Here is a 19,601-nt window from a genome sequence, read left to right on the forward strand (position 1 = left end):
GCTGAACCCTACCAGGCGAACAACGTCCCGCAGTCCACCTGCGCGGCGAATGGGTTGAGCGTGTCCACGTGCGCGGATTGGCAGGCTTGCATCGCGTCGCGTTGAGCAATACTGAGCATCAAGTTGATGCGCTGGTCGAGCGATCGGTCGCCAAGCGCCAGCCCGCGGCCTTCCTCCGTGGCGTCGCGATACGCGGCGCGCGCGTGCGCCACGTCTCCGCGCGAGGCGTATCGACGGACGAGTGCAAGATGGCCTTGCACCTCCTCCAGGCGCATCTGACGCAGCACGTCTGGCGCGACGCCTTCGTCGGCCAGACGAGGAGCGCCCGAATCACCATTGGCGCGCAGCCACGGATGGCGAAGGAGCGATCGCGACGTCAGCGAATCGCTTCGCGTAGGTGGTAGTGCGGTGGATTGCGTCGCGGTTGGTTGAGCTGTCTGGGCGACGGTCGTGGTCGTGCCCGCAGGTGCCGGCGATATGTTGGGCTTGTCGGCGTTAGGTTGAGGCGCTGAGCTTTGCGTCGTGTTCAGCACGCCGGTCGACGGTGCTCCCGTCGAGGAATCCGTCGCTTCCCCCTGTGGAATGATGGAGGCCTGCTGGAGTGAGTCGATCGGCGGCACCGTTGCGATAGCAGCTGGCTTGGGGCGAGCTCCCGGCGGTTGAATGCCGAGTCGCTGCTCGATCTGGCGCAGGTACACGAAGCCAGTTCCGATCGCCGCGACGAGGATCAACCACGCGAAGATTGGCCAGATTGGCTGACGCTTCGGCTCGGCGCGCACCGTCGGCGCGGGCTGCTCCTGAACGCTCACGGGCGTCGGCGTCGCGACTGCTGGGCGCTGGACGAGCACGGGCGTCCGCTCAGCCGCGCGGACCACGTCCGCGGCGAAATCGAGCACGCGGCCGTAGCGCTCCGAGGCATCGGGAGCGAGCGCACGATCGAGCGCCGTCTGCAAGCCCGGCGGCCACGGACTGTTCGGACGGACCTCGGCGAGCGGCGATGGATTGCTCGTCAGGCGCTTAACGAGCGTCTCCTTCGACGTCACCTTCGGGAACGGCAGCTGCCCCGTGAGCATGTTGAACAGCACGAGCGCGAGCGAGTAGATGTCGGTGCGATGATCGAGCTTTTCACCGGCAAATTGCTCTGGGCTCATGTATTCGGGCGTGCCCATCGAGACGCCGACGGTCGTCACGTTCTGGCCCATCTCGGGCTCCATCGTCTTCGCGATGCCGAAGTCGACGACTTTCACCCAGTCGGTGCCGTCGTGCTTGCGCCCGATCATGATGTTCTCGGGCTTGAGATCGCGGTGGACGATGCCGAGTTGGTGCGCGGCGGCGAGAGCGTCGGCGACCTGCATCGTGATGCCCGCGGCACGAGGCGCGGGAATTGGGCCGAGCCGCTCGATCGTCGTCGCCAGCGCTTCGCCCTCGATGTACTCCATCGCGAGGTAGAGCACGCCCGTGCTCTCGCCGAAGTCGTAGATCTGCGCGACGTTCGGATGATTGATCCGGCTCGCGTTCGCTGCCTCACGATTGAAGCGACTGATCGCCTCGGCGGAGTTGGCGTGCGAAGGGTTGATGACCTTGACCGCGCTCTTTCTGCCTAACGCGACATGCTCGGCCACATACACGCGCCCCATGCCGCCGACGCCGAGCAACTCCTGGATCAAATACCGGTCGGCGATCGTTTTCCCGATGAGCGGATCATCGGTAGCCTTCAGCTGCAGCGCACTGCCGTCGTTAGGGCAGTGGCGCTGCTCGACACCGAATTGCGTACCACACTGAAGACAGACGCGGAACGTGGACACGAAGGAGGGTAGAGGGCGGTGGGCAGAGAGCAGAGAGCAGAGCGTGGAGGCAGAGTGCGGAGGGCGGTTGGCAGAGGGTAGAGGGTGGAGTGCGTTGGGCAGAGGGTAGAGGGTGGAGGTGGTGAGATGCCCAACTCTCAACCCACGACCCTCTGCCCTCTGCTCGTCAACCCACAACCCTCTGCCCTCTGCCCACAACCCTCTGCCTTCTATGACGCTTCGGACGATGTTGAGTTACCAGGCGCTATTCCGCTCTGATTCGGTCGATATTACGCCCGGCGAGGGCGCGATTCAGAGCCTCCACGTCAGTGCTGATCACGTGCTCCAGCTGCTTGAGCTCGACGTCGAGTTGCGCCGAGAGCTCGCGGAACACGGTGTACGATGCCGCCGTTGGGCGTGCGTCCCCCGTGCTGACACTTCGCCCTAGTGCGCCGATCCGATTATTCAGCTTGATCGGGAAGTTCAGGGGATCCTGCCCGCTCCGATTGCGCACCTGATAGAGGTTCTGCTCGACGGCACTGAGCTTTTGGGTCACGTCGTTCGCCGCGGCGACGATGTCCGGCGACTCCGCGTGAGCGAGGCGGTCAGCGATTGCGCTCTTGAGACGCCGGATCCGCAGCACTGCTTCGTCAGCCGCGGAAAGCTTGTCACGAAGCTGCGTCGCGAGGGCGAACTGTTCGCGCAGATCGGCGATGGTGACGCCTTTGAGCCGAGGGTCCATCCGCACGACCAGTGGCTGGGACTGCGTCTGGCCCGCCGCGGTGACGCGCACTCGGTATTGGCCTGGCACTGCGAGCGGACCCAGTTCGGCACTGGCGCCCCACATGATGAGACATGGGAATGTCGTCGCGCCCGGATAGCGGAGATCCCACACGAAGCGATTGAGCCCGGCGCGTCCGCTCGGACGTGCCGCGCCGGCGCCTCCGCGTCGACCGCCACGCGCGGTCTCGCAGCCGGTGGGATTGAGGATCGTGTCGCTCCGAGTCGCGGTTTCGGCGGCGCGCTGCGCGCTGTCGCGCGGCACTTCGGTGCGCCCAGTCGCGGAGTCGGGGCGTGCGGCGCCACCGCCATCGAACTTGCGCACGATCTTGCCAGATGCGTCGAGAATCTCGATGTGGACGGAGTCCGCCTGCTTCGCGAGCGCGTACTGGATCACGGCTTCATCGACGTCGCGCGTCGCGACGCGTGGCTTCATGACCTTGAGGGGCGAACCGGCGAAAGTTGGACCCAACTCGCGAATCGGCGCGATGTCGTCGAGCACGTACAGCGAGCGTCCATGAGTTGCAATCACGACGTCGTTCTCTTGGACGAGAAGATCCGAAACCTGTACGTCAGGCAAATTCAGCGAGAGCGACTGCCAGCTATCACCGTCGTTCCATGAGACGTACGCACCGTGCTCCGTTCCCGCGTAGAGCAGGCCTCGGCGCTTCGGGTCCTCGCGCACAGCGTGCACGTAATCGTCGGCGCGAATACCGGTAACGATCTTCGTCCAGGTTTTGCCGTAGTCGTGCGTGCGATAGATGTACGGCGCGCGGTCGTCGCTCTGATAGTTCTTCGCTGCGAGATAGGCGGCTCCTGGCTCGTTAGGCGACGCGTCGATCAGACTGATGCGGGCGAACTTCGGCAGACCGGCCGGTGTGACGTTCGTCCAGCTCTTGCCTCCGTCGCGCGTGACGTACGCGAGGCCGTCGTCACTGCCCGTCCAGATCAGGTTCACGTCGCGTGGAGATGGAGCAATCGTGAAAATTGTGCCGTAAATTTCGGGGCCGTTCATATCGTGGGTGATCGGCCCACCCGATTCGCCTAACGTCGACGGATCGGCGCGCGTGAGATCGGGACTGATGCGCTGCCATGTCTGGCCCTGATCGATCGTGCGCCAGAGGTGCTGCGACGACGTGTAGAGCATCGTCGGATCTTTAGGCGAGAAAACGATCGGGTACGTCCACTGCCACCGTTCCGGCAACACGCTCGACGGCTCGCCGGAGAAAAAGCGCGGATAGACCTGCACGTCGCGGATCTGACCATTGCTGCGATCGTAGCGCGTGAGAAGCGCGCCCTGGCTTCCGGCATAGATGATGTTCGGGTTTTTCGGGTCGGGCGCGATGTAGCCCGACTCGCCGCCGCCGACGTCGTACATCCAGTCGCCGAGCGTTCTCGTGCGCGCGCCGCGCAAATTGGACCAGTCGTTGGACGGGAGACACAGCGTCGAATTGTCCTGCTGTGCGCCGCAGACGTGATACGGAAAATCGGTGGTGACCGCGACGTGATAGAGCTGCGCCGTTGGGAAATCTTCTTCTGTCCACGTGCGGCCGGCGTTCACCGAGATCGTGCCGCCGCCGTCGTTGGCCTCGATCATGCGCTGATTGTCGTTAGGCGCGATCCAGAGATCGTGGTTGTCACCGTGCGGCACGTTGACCGTACTATCAAAGCGCGCGCCGCCGTCGTCCGATCGAAAGAAGCTCACGTTCAGGACGTACACACGGTTCTTGAGCTTGGTATCAGCCACGATGTGTGTGTAATAAAACGCCCGCTGGCGCAGCTTTCGTTCGTTGTTCACAAGGCTCCACGTAGCTCCCGCATCCTCCGAACGAAATACGCCGCCGTTCTCCGCCTCGACGATCGCGAACACGCGCGTGGGATCGACTGGTGAGACGGACACGCCAATCTTCCCGATCACTCCCTTGGGAAGACCGGGATTGCGCGTGATCTCGGTCCAGGTCTCGCCCGCGTCGGTTGACTTGAATAGACCGCTCCCCGGGCCGCCGCTCGACATCGACCACGGCGTGCGGTACGCCTCCCAGAGCGCGGCGTAGAGCACGTTCGGGTTGCTCGGATCGATCGCGACATCGATGGCGGCGGTCTTGTCGTCGCGATAGAGAACCTTTCGCCACGTCTTGCCGCCGTCCGTCGACTTGAAGACGCCGCGCTCGGCATTGCGGCCGTAGGGATGTCCAAACGCCGCGACGTAGACGATGTCGGCATTGCGCGGATCGACGCGGATCTTCGCGATGGCCTGCGTCTCCGCGAGACCGACGTGAGCCCACGTCTTCCCGCCGTCCGCGCTGCGGTACACGCCGTCACCCTGCATGATGTTCCCGCGGAACTCCGTCTCACCCATGCCGATGTAGACGACGTCCGGGTTCGACTCCGCGACCGCGACGGCGCCAACTGAGCTCGACTGAATCTGACCGTCGGTGACGGGACGCCAGCTGACGCCGCCGTCCGTGGTCTTCCAGAGCCCTCCGCCAGTTGCACCGAAGTAGTACTCGAGAGGTCGGCTCGCGCTTCCGGCGACGGTAATCGAGCGCCCGCCGCGGTTCGGACCGATCGTGCGCCACTCCATGCCGCGAAAGAGCGTCGAGTCGACGCGAGTCTGGGCCAGGGCAGGCGCTGCGACGCCGAGCAGTGTCGCCCCGACGGAAAGAAAATTCTTGAGCTGCATGGTCCCTTTTTGCGGCTGGGGTGCGTGAATGACGGGCGACGGGATTGTATGTCTCGCCTGGACGTGATGCAATCGGGCCAACCACCGCGCTGAAAGGGGTGTCCAACTGCCTGATCGCGGTATAACGTCCGCGCGCAGTCGGCCTGTCTGGAACAATCCCACGGTTCGATATGAAACTGCAAATCCTCTTTGCGATCGGTGTTATCTGCGCCCTGGGTCACCCGCTGGCCGCGCAATCTGCTCGCGCGGGTGCGAACTTCACCCTCCGCGATTTCCATTTCGCCGACGGCGAATCACTGGCCGAGTTACGCATTCACTACATCGCGCTCGGCACACCGCAGCGCGACACGAAGGGAACGGTCCGCAATGCCGTGCTCATTCTCCACGGCACGACCGGATCGGGCAGCGGGTTCATGTCGCGAAACTTCGCCGGTGAGCTGTTCGGACCCGGCCAGCTGCTCGACACGTCGCGGTACTTCATCGTCCTTCCCGACGGCATCGGTCACGGCGGCTCGAGCAAGCCGAGCGATGGCATGCACGCGCACTTTCCGCGTTACACCTACGACGACATGGTGGACGCACAGCACCGATTGCTCGTCGAAGGTTTGAAGATCGATCATCTTCGCCTCGTGATGGGCACGTCGATGGGATGCATGCACGCGTGGGTGTGGGGAGAACGGTACCCCGCGTTCGTCGACGGCCTCGTGCCGCTGGCGTGCGCGCCGACGCAGATCGCGGGGCGGAATCGGATGATGCGCAAGATGATTCTCGACGCCATCCGCACGGATCCGGACTGGCGCGGCGGCGACTACACATCGCCACCGACGCGTGGCCTGCGCACCGCGCTCGCGATGCTGTTCATCATGACATCGAGTCCGATGCAGCAGCAGAAGACGGCGCCGACGCGCGACGCGGCGGATGCGTTCATAACAAAGTATGTGGACGACAGGCTGCGAACGACCGACGCGAACGACATGCTCTACGCCTTTGATGCTTCACGCGACTACGATCCATCGTCCAGGCTCGAGACGATTCGCGCGTCGGTGTTGGCGATCAACTCTGCCGACGACGTCGTCAACCCGCCGGAGCTTGGCCTCATGGAAAAACTGATGCCGCGCGTGGCACACGGACGGTACATACTCATCCCGACCAGCGACCAGACGCGCGGTCATGGCACGCACTCGTTGCCGGCCGTCTGGAAGAACTATCTCGCCGAGTTCCAGCAACAACTCAACCCTAACGATTGACATGCAAGATATGATGCGGCCGTTGCTGGTGGTCTCGTTATGCAGTTCGATATTCGGCATCCCGGCCGCGGCGCAATGCGTCGAACTGCCGCTGCCGACGAGCGCCAGCACGCGCGGCTTGGCGATGGGGAACGCGAATCTCGCTGGCCGCGACGACGACGTGATCTTCTACGGACCCGCGCAACTCGCCGTGGCTCGCGGTACGAGCGTGGCGGCGGAGCGCTATCTGGACGGCCTGGCCAGCGGCACGGCCGCGACGACATCGCGCCTGGCGAGCGGCGGCATCGGCGTGGGCGCGGAGATCGTCGAAGGCAAGAATTCCGACGCCTGCGTCCAGCAGTTCACGCCGAACGGATTTGCCGCGCGCACGATCTCGCGCAGCGAGGCCGTCGTCGGCGCGGCACAGACCTACAAGCGCGTCCATTTCGGCCTCGCGGCGAAGTACGCAACCGAGGACGCGGAGGATCAGCGGTTGTCGCGCTTTCTCATCGATGCCGGCGTCTCGCACGATTTCACGTTAGGCGATTTCGTGCCGCTGACGGCAGTGTTCTCCTTCCAGAGCATCGGCGGCAACCCAACCGATGCGGCCGCGCTCGGCGTTCCCCGCAGCGCTTCGATCGGCCTGGCGTCGGGCGGACCGCTCGGCGCGTTCGATCTCGCGCTGATGGCCCAGGCCGGCGTCGAGCACAGTGGCGCGGGAAATGTCGGCATCAAGAATCGCCCGTTGCTGCGCGGCGGAGTGGAGCTTGGCTACACCTGGCTCGACGGCTACAGCATCGCCCTTCGCGCCGGCGAACGGACCGCCTCCGATTTCGAGCTGTCCCGACACACAACCATCGGCGCGGGCCTCGTCCTCGACCGCTTTGCGTTCGACTACGCGCTCGAGCAGCTCGCGGGCTCACACGTCGCCAACCGCTTCGGCATTCGCCTGCGCTGAATTTTCGACGCCCCTCTCATGAGAAACCTCTCAACTCTCGTCCTCTCGTCGCTGGTGGCAGGAGCGTGCGCCCAGCCACTCAAGCTCACGCCCGACGACTCGAAGGTGGTGCTCGCGCACCAGCTGCTCGACGCGCCGAACCCGGCCGACAAGGGCCCCTACCCAGTCAAGACTCTTTATTACGGTAGCGGCACGGACAAGCAGCGCCGGTATTACCGCGATTCCGTCGCCATCAAGACGAAATCAGTCGATGCTTCACCTTTCGTGTCCATGACGCCGGACCAGGCGGCGGATCGCAAGAAGTACTGGGGATTCGACGACAAGAAGTTCCCGATCAATGGGCGCGTGTGGTACCCGGCGGTGGGAGCCGGACCCTTCCCGCTCGTGCTCATCGTCCACGGGAACCACAACATGAAGGACTACTCGGATCCCGGCTACGAGTACCTCGGGGAGCATCTCGCATCGCGCGGCTTCATTCTCGCCTCGCTCGATGAGAATTTTTTGAACGGCGCGCTACGCAATGAAAATGATGGTCGAGCGTGGATGATGCTCAAGCACCTCGAGGCCTGGCGCGGCTTCAACGACAGTCTCGCCAGCCCGCTGCGCGGGAAGGTCGACATGCATAACATCGCCATCATGGGTCACTCCCGCGGCGGCGAGGCGGTGGGCCATGCGGCCGCGTTCAATCGGTTGTCCCGCTATCCGGACGACGCGAAGGTCAAGTTCAATTTCAATTTCGACATCAAATCCGTCGTCGCTATCGCGCCGGTCGACGCGCAGTACAAGCCCGCGGGACAGTTCACGCCCGTCGAGAACGTGAATTACCTCGTGATTCACGGATCGCACGACGGCGACGTGTCCGCGTTTACAGGGCTGCGCCAATGGCAGCGCGTGAAGTTCACCGACGGCAAGCCCTGGTTCAAATCGGCGTGGTACGTGTACCGCGCCAACCACGGCCAGTGGAATACCGTGTGGGGGAGTACCGACGCCGGACCGCGCAGCGCGAAGTTCCTCGACTTGCGCGGGCTCATTTCACCGGAGCAACAACGGCAGTTCGGGAAAGTCGTGATTGGCGCTTTTCTCGAGGCGACGTTGCACAATCGCCGCGAGTATCTGCCGCTTTTCCGCGACCACCGGGTCGCCGGCGGCTGGCTCCCGAAAACGATGTACATCACCCGATTCCAGGAAAGCGGGTACAAGACGCTCGCGAATTACGAGGAGGACGTCGACGTCACCACGGGCAGCGTCGCTGGCGTGAGCCTAACGGGAGACAGCCTGTCGACGTGGAAGGAAGACGCACTCAACCTGCGCTGGCAGAACACGCCGATGAACGACAACGCCGTGTGGCTCGGCTGGAATCGGCACATTGCGGGCGACGATACGACGAAGCTCGGCAAGCCGGCCAGCTACACGATTGCGATGACCGATTCGCTCAGCCGCGCGCTCCACATCGACGCCCAGTCATCGGTCTACCTTTCGGTCGCGCCGACCGACGCGAAGCCGGGCCCTCGTCAGGCAGCGCGCGATTCGACGAAAAAGGAAACATCCAAGCCACGTCCCAGACGGTCCGACGACAAGGACAAGAAGGAAGGCAAAGACACGACGACGATCGATTTCACCGTCGAGCTGGTGGACGCGAACAATGTCACGGCGCGCTTGCCGCTCACGCGGTTTGGTGTCCCGCGTCGTCCGCTCGAGACGCACGTGCTCCGTCGGGCCGATCGGGAGCAGAGCCAGTTCGCGAACACCTACGAGCTGGTGCTCCAGACGTATGTGATGCCGCTATCAGACTTCGTCGCCGCGTCGCCGCAGTTTGCGCCCGACAAGCTGAAGGCGATACGCCTGGTCTTCGATCGCGCCGTCGCGGGCACGATCATCCTCGACGACGTCGGCGTCTCGGCGATCGATCCGGCGTTCCTCGCTCAGGCGCGGCCGTGACCGGTTGTCATGGTAGATCTGCCGCGGCTTCGCGCTCGCGCCCGGGCTCCGCGCATTGCAAACATCAACAGCTTTGAAACACGGACAAAGCCGGACAAGGCCGGACACGGCCGGACTAAAGAGCGAAAAACGATTCTCTTAAGAGAAGCTGCGCTTTTTCGTCCGCGCCTTGTCCGGCTTTCTCCGGCCTTGTCCGTGTTTAAACCGTAGATGGCTGTCGCCCCGAGGAATCCAGCCACGGTCTGAGAGAGACATGTCAGAGCCTGTCTGCCGCCGCAACGATACGGGCTGCATAGCTCGATGCGGATTCGTCGGCGAAGCGACCCGGCACGACGAGGCGTCGATCGTCAGGCTGCGACGATTCCGGAGTATTCACGAAGCTGTCTTCGCCAAGTTGAGCGATTCGTGCCTCGAACGTCTCCACCGCATTGACGATGAGCATCACGTCTTCATCCGATTCGTCGCCAGTGAGATCGATGCGCCGCTCATGCAGGCGTGACTCGAGCTCGTCGCGCGTCTGACGCCGCTCTTCGGCCCGGTGAGGATTCCGCTCTTCGTCCGCCGGATCATTCCATCGTGACGTGGTCATGTGACGCTCCTGGCGCGTCGTCGGGTTCGCCCTCTGGTCGGACTACCGAAACAGCATCATCGTATCTGGCACGGGCCGTGCCGCTTACGTAGTGTAGTCGAGCCGAACTCTGGCCGCGCGCTCAACGATCGCATGCTCCTTTCGCTCCTCGTTGCCGGCTTCTCTGCGCTCGCGCAAGGCGGACCGATTCAGACCGTCGCGGCCGCTCGGCGCGACGAAAGCGTGCGCCGTCCAGTGCCCGCGCCAGCGGACTCCCTGCGCGCGCTGCGCTCGGCGCGTAAGGCACAGCAGATCTTCGAGTTCGTCCGAAGAACGTATCTGCCGCGCGAGGCAGGCGTCGGCTCGCATCACTGCGACGTTCGCATCGGTCGCTGGTGCGTGTGGAACGACGAGTCCAACGATCGCAATCCCCCTCCAGAGAATCCGCGTATCAGGGAGGCTCGCGACAAGCTCCTCGCCACGCTCGACTCCGTCGGAACACAATTCCCCGGCGACGAGTGGGTCGCTGCACAGCGCGTACGCTATTTCATCGAAGCGAAGCGATTCGCCGACGCCGCACGCGTCGCCGACCGTTGCACGGAAAGTGGGTCCCCGTATCGATGCAGGACTTTCGCCGCACTGGCGTACCACGATTCCGGCGCTGTCGTCGCCGCGGATTCGGCATTCAATGGTGCCCTCGCTGCGATGCCGGATTCTCTGCGATGCCGGTGGACGGACATCTCCGTGCTGCTCGACGACGACATTGGCGACCGATACGACCACGCGGATTGTGCGGGACGACAACAGATCGCCACGCTCTTCTGGCGCCTAACGACTCCCCTCTACCTCCGCGACCACGACTTTCGCAGCGAGTTCCTCGCACGCGTGACGCGCGGAGACATGCTGCGCGACTCGCGTACGGCGATGGGATCCTCCGACGAATCCGCCTTTCGCGAGACAGCGCTCCGTTACGGATACGACACGTGGTTTGTGCGTGACGACCCGCCACCAGGTTCGATGGGCGAGATTCCGATCGCCGGATATCGCGAGGGAGGATCCGGGTACAACTTCGTCCCGGACGTCGAGGTCTTTAAGTCGCCGGCCGATCTGCACGCCGAGGACTGGGATCTGAGGCAACGGACTGCGCGCACGCTTTATGGCCCGGCGTATGCTCGTCACTTCGAATCGTTCACGCCGCAGATAGCCGTTTTTCGCCGAGGCGACTCGGCGCTGGTCGTCGCCGCATACGAGCTACCCGATGATACGTTGCTCGCGCGGCATGGCCTCGAGGTGGGACTTTTCGCTCTTGCCATCGAGGCCGACACGCTCGGTGCGCCGCACGGCACCATCCTGGGCGATGGCAACCGAAAGGGCGTGCTGGAAACCTCGGCCCCGTGGTTGCCGCTCATAGCGAGCGTCGAGCTGCTCGATGTCAACGCAAGGAACGCTGCTCGCGCGCGCCTCGCCGTGCGGCCGCCCTCGAGCGTCGGGCGCCTCGGCATCTCCGACCTCCTCATGTTCGCCGCGCACAACGGCGATTCGTTGCCACATCGGCTCGATGACGCCCTTCCCGTCGCACTGCATGGCGAGCAGGTGAGTCGAGATCAGCCGCTGGGCCTCTTTTGGGAGACCTACGGCGTTCGTCCGAATGGCGAGTCTATGCTCGTCTCGATCGGCATCGACCGCATTCAGGATGGCTGGATGCGACGCGCCGCCCAACGATTGCACCTCGCTGCGCCGTTCTCGCCGATGAAGCTCCAGTGGACCGAGATTCCCAGCCGTGCCGATGGCGTTGCGGCGCGCGCCGTGAGCCTCGACCTGTCGAGGCTCGATCCGGGGCGCTACGAGGTCACGCTGAGCGTGAGCTCGGCGGAAGGCTTACCCATCGTCTCGAAGCGCGAATTCACCCTGCTGCGTTAGCGCAGTCGTTAGGGCAGGTCAGCGGCGCCGGTGCGTGGATCGAATGTGCTGCCTGCTGGTAGCACGTGCATCTGAATATCCGCAGCGCCGAGAATGGGAGCAGACGCCGACGTCACCACGGCGTGGCGCGCGTCGTAGACGATCGCGGCGCTTTCCCCAATGATGCTCCACGGCTTGCCCGGCTCGACGACGAGCGCCGTCGATTCGTCGATGCCGATGGCCAGAAGCGACGGATGCTCGAGCACGACGCTGATCAGTCGATTGTGACGCTTGCGCCGCAGGAAATGCTGGTCGATGATGGCGCCACTCACGAGCCCGAGGCCGTTCGTCACGACGACGTCCTCGCGTGCAATGGTGATGAAGCTTTGCGTCGTGTCGCGCCGGGCGCCGCCAGGCGCTCGCTCGTCGCCCGTCAGCATCGGCGTCGACATCACGGCCGCTCCCGCCGATGTCCCTCCGACGACAGCGCCCGCCGCATAACGAGCCCGGATTGCCGCGGCGGCTGGAGTGCCATCGAGCACCGCCATGATGCGTACCTGATCCCCGCCGGGAAACCAGATTCCCGTCGCGCTATCGAGCGCCCGAACGGTCTCCTCTCGCATCGCGTCCGCTCGCGTGAGGTTCATGCTCCACGCCCTCACACCGTGCTTTTGGAATTCGTCGACGCTTTCGAGACCGGTTTCCGGGAGCGACGACGCCATCGGCAGCACGACGACGCGGGCCCGACCAGTCCCTCCGGCGAGCGCGATGAACTTCTGTGTGATGGCTTCACCGCGCGGTCCTCCACCGACGATGACGAGACTCCCTCGCGGCGCATTCGTGGTGGATTCCGCGACGGGGTGATCGAGTCGCGTCGTCGATGTCGAGGCGCAGCCGAGGCTGAAACCGAGGATACCGAGGAGGATGCTGCGTCGCATTGGTGGCTGGTGATTGGTAGCTGGTGGCTGGTCGCTGGTGATTGGTAGCTGGTGATTCGGATGGCCGGCGAGAGAAGGTCGCCGGCCTTCATTATTCACCAACCACCAGCGACCAGCCACCAACCACCCGACTCACTGACCACCAACCCCACCAACCACCAACCAGTCACCAATCAAACCTTATTGTCGTTCGCTCTTGAGGGCGTCACGCATTCGCGTCACATTTGCCTCGCCTTGGGCAGCCGTCCTCTCGACCCTGTGGTGCGCACATGCATTTCCTCACTCGCACTCTCGTCGGCGTCGTTCTGTCGAGCGCCATGGTCGTGCCGTCGCCTGCTCGAAGCCAGAGCCCGACGAGCCGCAAGGATTCGATCTTTACCGCCGAAGATGGTCTCGATGTCGTCAGCTATACGGTGCTCGACCTAACGAGAGACGGTCGTTGGGTCGCTTCCGTAGCGGCGTCACGGCGAGACGGCTTGGGCGTCGACTACCGGCGCGATGGCGATCCGACATACGTCCGTCCGGGCGCGGGACGAGTCTGGGTGATCGATACCAAGTCCGGTGCGACACGCGCGCTCTTTCCCGAAAAGCGCATCGTGCACGTTGCACGCTGGTCGCCGGATGATGCGCGGCTTGCGATGTTGGTGTTCGATTCGAAAAGCGCAGCGTTTCAGCCGATCATCTGGGAGCGGGAGAGCGGCCGCCTAACGACCATCGCCGTGCCCGCCGGAACGTACGTCGCCGAGAACAGCGAGCTGCGATGGACCGCGGATGGCAAGCGACTCGTCTACGCGCTACACACGTTCGCGTGGCGCAAAGCCGCGCAGGATTCGTTCGCCGTCATGACGGCGGGTCCCGTGTTCGTGCAATCGAGCGAAGACCCATTTCTGACCTGGGATGCGCTTCGCCGCCGGGCCAATCTGCGCAGCGTCGTCGCCTACGACCTCGCCACGGCGAAGACGGTCCAGCTGTTGCCCGAGACCATGGTCGCGAGCTGGGACGTGAGCGACGATGGATCGACGATCGCCTACACGCAAGACATTACGAAGAAGACGGATTACGACGTCATCTTCGGGACCGAGAACAAGCTCATGGCGCGCGGCATCGCCTGTCAGGCCGCCGACGACACGTGCTCGCATCCGCGCGTGTTGCTGCCGACGCTCAAGAGCACGAACATCGTCTGGTCCGAGGATGGAGCGCATTACGCGTACTCGAAAGAGGGACGCGTCTACGTTGCGGCGATCGGCGACACGGCCTCGCGCCAGGTCGCCGGACCCCCGGCCGATGCGCACCGCGACACGCCGCAGGACACGTCGCGCGAAGCCCGTGAACGGCGCGACCGCGAACGCTTTCGCGTGGTGCGCTACAGCCCCGCGAACGACGCACTGCTCGTCGCAAACTCACAAGGCTACTGGGTCCTCGAGTTGCCGAGCGCGAACAAGCAGCTCGTCGTCGAGAGCTCGGACTCGGCGTCGAGCACCCTGCCCCGCGCCTCGGTCGCCGCCTGGAGCAACGACGGGAAGAAGATCTATTTCACCGTGGCGTCACGCACGAAGTGGGAGCGCGGTGTCGTCCGCTTCGACCGCTCGACGGGAAATAAGCAAACGCTCGTCAGCGACGGCCGCTCCTATTCCGGCATCCGGCTGTCGAAGGATGGACGCGTCGCGACGCTGACGGTTGCAGAGGGCAATCGCCCGCCCACGCCGTTCGTCACGGACGCAGACTTCTCATCGATTCGTCCCCTCGTTAACGCCAATCCGCAGCTGAGCGGGAAGCGATTCGGACCGACGGGCCTCGTGAGCTACCTCGACGCCGACGGTCATCCGAAGTACGCCGTCGTGTACTATCCCGTCGGCTACGAGCGCGGAAAGGCGTATCCAACGATCTTCATCGTCTACGAGGATTTCTTCGACGACACCTTCGATCCGGTTGCGAACGTTCTCACGACGAATGGATACGTCGTGGTGAAGCCGTCAGTCGATTTCGACATCGGCTATCCCGGCGAGGCCTGGATCAAGGGCGTCAGTGCCGCTGCCAACAAGCTGATCGACATGGGCGTCGCGGATTCGGCGCGACTCGGCGTGCAGGGTACGAGCTACGGCGGCTACGCCACGAATCTTCTCGTCACTCAGACCAATCGCTTCAAAGCAGCGATCAATATCTCCGGCAAGGTCGACGTCATCAGCTTCTATACCGATAGCCCGCGCCTGGGGGTGCGCAATGTTCACGCTGCCGAGAAGAGCCAGGATCGACTCGGGGCCACGCTCTGGCAGCAGCCGCAGAAGTACGTGCAGCAGTCCGCGATCATGTTCGCCGATCGGATCCAGACACCGCTCATGCTCATCACGGGCGCGCAGGACTCCAACGTCCCGGCCGACAACACGCGCGAGATGTATTACGCGTTGCGACGGCTCGGGAAGGAAGTTGTCTGGATCAATTACATGAACGGCGGCCACGGCGGCGGAAACGCAACAGCGGAAGATGTGCTCGACATGCAACGACGCATGCTTGCGTGGTATGACGCGAAGTTGAAGCGACCACCGTCGAAGGTTGCGTCGGCGTCACCGTAATCCTTCATTCACTCGACGCTCGCGGCGGGCCCACCCTTGCCTCGCGCGATGCGGCGCCACTAGGTTCGATACATTGACGCCCCATTCAATCAATCCCGAGAGTCCCGACGACACCATCCGCGCGATGAATGCGGTTCGGAGCGTTGTTCGGGCACTGCGCCTCAACACGCGCAGCATCGAAGGCAAGCTCGGCATCAGTCTCGCGCAATTGTTCGTTTTGCAGCAATTGTCCGACAGGCCGGCGGACTCCCTCAATGAGCTCGCTGAGCGCACCGCGACCCACCAGAGCTCGGTGTCGGTCGTCGTGCGACGATTGGTCGAGCGCGGACTCGTCACGCGTGTCGCGTCCTCCGCAGATCGACGGCGCGTGAATATCGCGCTCACTCCCGACGGCGAACGCATGCTTCGTGGCGCGCCGCCGACGGTGCAGAACGATCTCATGCACGGAATGTCGCGCATGCAGCCGGAAAAGCGCGCCATTCTCGCCGAATTGCTGGAGACGTGGGTGCTGGCCAGCGGCATCGATCTGGCCGCCCCACCAATGATGTTCGAGGACGAGCCGGCCGCTCGCATCGCGAGTGGCTGACGAATCACCAACTCCCCTCAACGCCGCCAGCGGGTTACCGGTCGCGCCATCTCTGGCGCCGGCGCTGGCGACGGTCGAGGCGCCGCCCGAATACTCCCCTGTCGATCGACGAGTCGTCGTAATCTCGGGTATTGCCGTACTGGTCGGCGTCGGTGCCGCGCTCCTTGCCATCGTCCTGACGCGGCTGATCGGCCTCATCACGAACGTCGCCTATTACGGCCGCGTCTCGACCGCCTTCTCGCCGCCGAGCATCGTTAGGCTCGGCGCCTTGTCGATCCTCGTTCCGCTTGTCGGGGCGTTCATCGTCGGCATCATGGCGCGCTACGGCGCGGCGGCCATTCGCGGACATGGGATTCCAGAAGTCATGGAGCGCGTGCTGTACGCGCGCAGCCGCATCGCGCTGCGCATCATGTTCCTCAAGCCGCTCTCGGCGGCGATCGCGATCGGAACCGGCGGCCCTTTCGGCGCGGAGGGACCGATCATCGCGACCGGCGGCGCGTTAGGCTCGATCATTGGACAGTACATCCGCATGACGGCCGACGAGCGCAAAACGCTCCTTGCCGCCGGTGCGGCGGCTGGCATGGCGGCGACCTTCGGCAGCCCGGTCTCCGCCGTGCTGCTCGCGGTCGAGCTGCTGCTCTTCGAGTACCGGCCGCGGTCGGTCATTCCCGTTGCGCTGGCGTCTGCTGCCGCGAGTGGGGTGCGGGCCGCATTCGTTGGCTCCGCACCGGTGTTCTCGGTGCCCGGCCTCGCGCAGCCGAATCTCGAGGCGCTCCTCGCGTACACGGTCATCGGCGCGCTCGTCGGCGTCGCGTCGGTGGGGGTAACGCGATTCGTCTACTGGATCGAGGACCTGTACGAGGAGCTGCCGATCCATTGGATGTGGTGGCCGCTCGTCGGCGCGGTGTTCGTCGGCGTCATCGGCTATTTCGAGCCCCGAACGCTCGGCGTTGGGTACACGAACATCGACAACATTCTGTCGGGAGACATCGTCGGCCGCGCGCTCATCATACTCGTCATTCTGAAGTTCCTCTCGTGGGCGATTTATCTCGGCAGCGGTACGTCCGGAGGTACGCTCGCGCCGTTGTTCACGATCGGCGGAGGGATCGGAGCGGCGTTGGGCGCGTTAGGCGTAGCGATCAGCCCATCGATCGGGATCGACGCGAACGTTGCGTCTCTCGTCGGCATGGCGGCGATCTTCGCCGGCGCATCGCACGCGCTTCTCGCGTCGGTGGTCTTCGCGTTCGAGACCACGCGTCAGCCGTTAAGCCTCTTGCCGCTCCTCGCCGGTTGCAGTGCAGCATACCTCGTTTCGTTATTGATGATGCGCAGCTCGATCATGACGGAGAAGCTCGCGCGGCGTGGTGCGCGTATCCGCACCGAGTACGCCGCCGACTACTTGAGTCAGGTGCTCGTGCGGGATGGCTCGTCGCGCGACGTCATATCGCTTCGGTCGTCCGATCGACTCAGTCAGGTGCGCGAGTGGCTCGCGGCTGGTGGCGCTGGCGCCTCGCATCAAGGATTCCCCGTGATCGACGACAAGGGCGAGCTGTGTGGCGTGATCACTCGTCGCGACCTGCTGAGCAACGCGCACAACGACTCGGACACGATCGGCTCCCTCGTGACGCGTGGCGCCGTAGTGGTGTACGACGATAACACGCTCCGCGAGGCGGCCGATCACATGGTGCGCGCTGGCGTCGGCAGACTGCCAGTGGTTTCGCGCGAGGCGCCGCGTATCGTCGTCGGCATCGTCTCCAGAAGCGACCTTCTGTCTGCTCACGAAGACCGGCTCGATGCCGCGCATGTTACTGAAGAAAGCCTTCCCCTCTCCGCACCCTGGTCGCGAGACGGGAAGCCGAAGACGCGCCGCAAGAAGCGCACACCACAGGGTGGCGACTAACCGGGTGTCACTCTCGTTATGCTCGAGATCCTGAATCTCGAGAGCCTCGAGGCGCGCGCCCGCGAGTGCCTCGATCCGATGCTGTTCGACTACATCGCCGGCGGCTCTGGCGACGAATGGACGCTGCGTGAAAACCGTGACGCCTGGTCGCGGCTCCAACTCCTCCCGCGCATGCTGCGGGGCGTCGGCCAACGCGATCAGCGCACGACCGTGCTCGGCACGACGGTATCGTTCCCGGTGCTGGTGCCACCGATGGGCTTTCACGGCTTGTGTCACACGGACGCCGAGCTCGCGACAGCGCGCGCCACGGCCGCCGCCGGCACAATCTTCGTCGCGAGCACCGTGTCCAATCGAAGCCTCGAGGCGATCGCGCAGGCGGGCGGCGGTCCGCGCTGGTTCCAGCTCTACGTCTATCGTGACAAGGTGATCACGCGCGGACTCGTCGAGCGCGCGGCGGCCGCGGGCTACTCCGCCCTCTGCCTAACTGTCGACACGCCCCTCGCCGGACAGCGCGAGCGCGACCGCCGCAATCGCCTGCGCATGCCCGCTCACCTTGGGCTCGAGAACTTTCCCGCGGCGCACGCTGAGCGCAACAAGACGGGCGGCGAAGGCGAGTCGGCACTTGCGCGCTACATCGCGGATATGTGGGACGCAAACCTGACGTGGAAGGACGTCGATTGGCTGCGTTCGATCTCTCCATTGCCCGTGATCATCAAAGGGATTCTCGCCGCGAAGGACGCGTCGCTCGCCGTGGAGCACGGCGCCGCTGCCGTCATCGTGTCGAATCACGGCGGCCGCCAGCTCGACGGTGTACCGGCGCCCATTACGGTGCTTCCGGACATCGTCGATGCGGTCGCGGGGCGGATCGAGATATTGCTGGACGGCGGCGTGCGGCGCGGAACCGATGTGCTCAAGGCGATCGCACTGGGCGCGCGGGCGGTGCTCGTCGGACGTCCGGTGCTCTGGGGACTCACGCTCGACGGCGAGGCCGGCGTTCTCGCGGTGCTGGAGCATCTGCGGGGCGAGATCGATCTCGCGATGGCGCTTGCAGGCTGTCGGACGCTCGACGACATCGAGGCTGCACTCGTCGTTTCCGAGTGAACAGCGCCTGACCGCGAACACGATCTCTCGGAGCGGCACATGGCGAACCGGCATTCGAACAAACATCGAAGCAACGTGGTCGACGTCGTCGACGGACTACGACGTATCGTCCATGCGCTGCATCACTCGCATCGTCTCGCGGAACAGCGATGGGAGCTGAGCGCGGCACAGCTCCTCGTGCTCCAGCGCCTCGCCGAGGCACCCACGCTCTCGGTGAACGAGCTCGCCGATCGCACGTTCACGCATCAGAGCACCGTGTCGGTCGTCGTCGCGCGGCTCGTGGACCGTGGCCTCGTTAGGCGCAGCCGCGCCGACGACGACGCCCGGCGCGCCGAGCTCGCGCTCACATCCTCCGGTCGCGCGCTCTTGCGGCGCGCCATGTCCTCCGCCCAGGCGCAGCTCTTCGACGCGCTCGACGCCATGCCGCCCGAGCGCCTGCGCCTGATCGCCGACGGCGTCCAGGGCGTTGTCGACGCGCTCGGCGTGGCGACCGAGCCGGCGGGAATGTTCTTCGAGGACGACGTCGCCGAGGACGCAGGCAACGGGTCGGTCGCAGCCAAGCGACGTCACGCGCGCTGAGCCTAAGGAAAAATTCGTCGCGGAATTGCGAGACGGAGGTCGCTGAAACCGCTGACACTGCGCTGAAATCGCTGACCGGTTCCGTGTGCGG

At 64.5% G+C, this 19,601-nt stretch carries 13 protein-coding genes; 9 read left to right on the plus strand and 4 right to left on the minus strand.

Annotation, left to right across the window (positions count from 1 at the left end):
* Window positions 1-8 precede the first annotated feature (8 nt).
* Both VGH98_16815 and VGH98_16820 read right to left on the minus strand, forming a co-directional pair.
* Window positions 9-1,805 carry a serine/threonine-protein kinase gene (locus VGH98_16815; protein ID HEY2377637.1) on the minus strand — a complete coding sequence of 599 codons (1,797 nt, stop codon included), beginning with the start codon at window positions 1,803-1,805 and terminating at the stop codon, window positions 9-11.
* 244 nt (window positions 1,806-2,049) lie between these two features.
* Entirely contained in the window at window positions 2,050-5,247 is a 3,198-nt protein-coding gene (locus VGH98_16820; GenBank protein HEY2377638.1) for a glycosyl hydrolase, read from the minus strand.
* A gap of 170 nt (window positions 5,248-5,417) precedes the next feature.
* Between VGH98_16820 and VGH98_16825 the strand changes: the two genes are divergently transcribed.
* The 3 genes from VGH98_16825 to VGH98_16835 are packed head-to-tail and all read left to right on the plus strand — an operon-like array spanning window position 5,418 to window position 9,369.
* Window positions 5,418-6,494: an alpha/beta fold hydrolase gene (locus tag VGH98_16825; protein ID HEY2377639.1), complete on the plus strand. Its 1,077-nt coding sequence runs from the start codon at window positions 5,418-5,420 to the stop codon at window positions 6,492-6,494.
* Window position 6,495: 1 nt separating this feature from the next.
* On the plus strand, window positions 6,496-7,431 hold the full coding sequence (locus VGH98_16830; protein ID HEY2377640.1) for a hypothetical protein: 936 nt from the start codon (window positions 6,496-6,498) through the stop codon (window positions 7,429-7,431).
* Between the two features lie 18 nt (window positions 7,432-7,449).
* Window positions 7,450-9,369, plus strand: coding sequence for a hypothetical protein (locus VGH98_16835; protein ID HEY2377641.1), 1,920 nt, complete (start codon window positions 7,450-7,452; stop codon window positions 9,367-9,369).
* A 256-nt stretch (window positions 9,370-9,625) separates the two neighbouring features.
* Here VGH98_16835 and VGH98_16840 read toward each other — a convergent pair whose 3' ends face one another.
* A complete protein-coding gene (locus tag VGH98_16840; GenBank protein ID HEY2377642.1) occupies window positions 9,626-9,958 on the minus strand; it encodes a hypothetical protein in 333 nt (110 codons plus the stop codon).
* A 132-nt stretch (window positions 9,959-10,090) separates the two neighbouring features.
* Here VGH98_16840 and VGH98_16845 point away from each other — a divergent pair, with 132 nt between their 5' ends.
* Window positions 10,091-11,857, plus strand: a complete 1,767-nt coding sequence (locus VGH98_16845) for a hypothetical protein (GenBank protein ID HEY2377643.1) — start codon at window positions 10,091-10,093, stop codon at window positions 11,855-11,857.
* A gap of 8 nt (window positions 11,858-11,865) precedes the next feature.
* Here the strand turns inward: VGH98_16845 and VGH98_16850 are convergent, their stop codons facing one another.
* Window positions 11,866-12,774: a cyanophycinase gene (locus tag VGH98_16850; protein ID HEY2377644.1), complete on the minus strand. Its 909-nt coding sequence runs from the start codon at window positions 12,772-12,774 to the stop codon at window positions 11,866-11,868.
* Between the two features lie 269 nt (window positions 12,775-13,043).
* Here VGH98_16850 and VGH98_16855 point away from each other — a divergent pair, with 269 nt between their 5' ends.
* From VGH98_16855 to VGH98_16875, 5 genes are all read left to right on the plus strand, one after another.
* Window positions 13,044-15,344 (plus strand): prolyl oligopeptidase family serine peptidase, encoded by a 2,301-nt coding sequence (locus VGH98_16855; GenBank protein ID HEY2377645.1) that lies wholly within the window; start codon window positions 13,044-13,046, stop codon window positions 15,342-15,344.
* A 73-nt stretch (window positions 15,345-15,417) separates the two neighbouring features.
* Window positions 15,418-15,930, plus strand: a complete 513-nt coding sequence (locus VGH98_16860; GenBank protein ID HEY2377646.1) for a MarR family winged helix-turn-helix transcriptional regulator — start codon at window positions 15,418-15,420, stop codon at window positions 15,928-15,930.
* Window positions 15,923-17,830 (plus strand): chloride channel protein, encoded by a 1,908-nt coding sequence (locus tag VGH98_16865; GenBank protein ID HEY2377647.1) that lies wholly within the window; start codon window positions 15,923-15,925, stop codon window positions 17,828-17,830. The genes VGH98_16860 and VGH98_16865 overlap by 8 nt, the downstream gene beginning before the upstream one ends.
* 18 nt (window positions 17,831-17,848) lie before the next feature.
* Entirely contained in the window at window positions 17,849-18,931 is a 1,083-nt protein-coding gene (locus VGH98_16870) for an alpha-hydroxy acid oxidase (protein ID HEY2377648.1), read from the plus strand.
* 39 nt (window positions 18,932-18,970) lie between these two features.
* Window positions 18,971-19,510 carry a MarR family transcriptional regulator gene (locus VGH98_16875; protein HEY2377649.1) on the plus strand — a complete coding sequence of 180 codons (540 nt, stop codon included), beginning with the start codon at window positions 18,971-18,973 and terminating at the stop codon, window positions 19,508-19,510.
* Window positions 19,511-19,601 lie beyond the last annotated feature (91 nt).

This window comes from Gemmatimonadaceae bacterium (assembly GCA_036496605.1).
In the GTDB taxonomy this organism is placed as follows: Bacteria; Gemmatimonadota; Gemmatimonadetes; order Gemmatimonadales; family Gemmatimonadaceae; genus AG2.

Coding starts and splice junctions, on each gene's coding strand:
- VGH98_16820 (HEY2377638.1), bottom strand. CDS start 5,247: ATGCAGCTCAAGAATTTTCTTTCCGTCGGGGCGACACTGCTCGGCGTC.
- VGH98_16825 (HEY2377639.1), top strand. CDS start 5,418: ATGAAACTGCAAATCCTCTTTGCGATCGGTGTTATCTGCGCCCTGGGT.
- VGH98_16830 (HEY2377640.1), top strand. CDS start 6,496: ATGCAAGATATGATGCGGCCGTTGCTGGTGGTCTCGTTATGCAGTTCG.
- VGH98_16835 (HEY2377641.1), top strand. CDS start 7,450: ATGAGAAACCTCTCAACTCTCGTCCTCTCGTCGCTGGTGGCAGGAGCG.
- VGH98_16840 (HEY2377642.1), bottom strand. CDS start 9,958: ATGACCACGTCACGATGGAATGATCCGGCGGACGAAGAGCGGAATCCT.
- VGH98_16845 (HEY2377643.1), top strand. CDS start 10,091: ATGCTCCTTTCGCTCCTCGTTGCCGGCTTCTCTGCGCTCGCGCAAGGC.
- VGH98_16850 (HEY2377644.1), bottom strand. CDS start 12,774: ATGCGACGCAGCATCCTCCTCGGTATCCTCGGTTTCAGCCTCGGCTGC.
- VGH98_16855 (HEY2377645.1), top strand. CDS start 13,044: ATGCATTTCCTCACTCGCACTCTCGTCGGCGTCGTTCTGTCGAGCGCC.
- VGH98_16870 (HEY2377648.1), top strand. CDS start 17,849: ATGCTCGAGATCCTGAATCTCGAGAGCCTCGAGGCGCGCGCCCGCGAG.
- VGH98_16875 (HEY2377649.1), top strand. CDS start 18,971: ATGGCGAACCGGCATTCGAACAAACATCGAAGCAACGTGGTCGACGTC.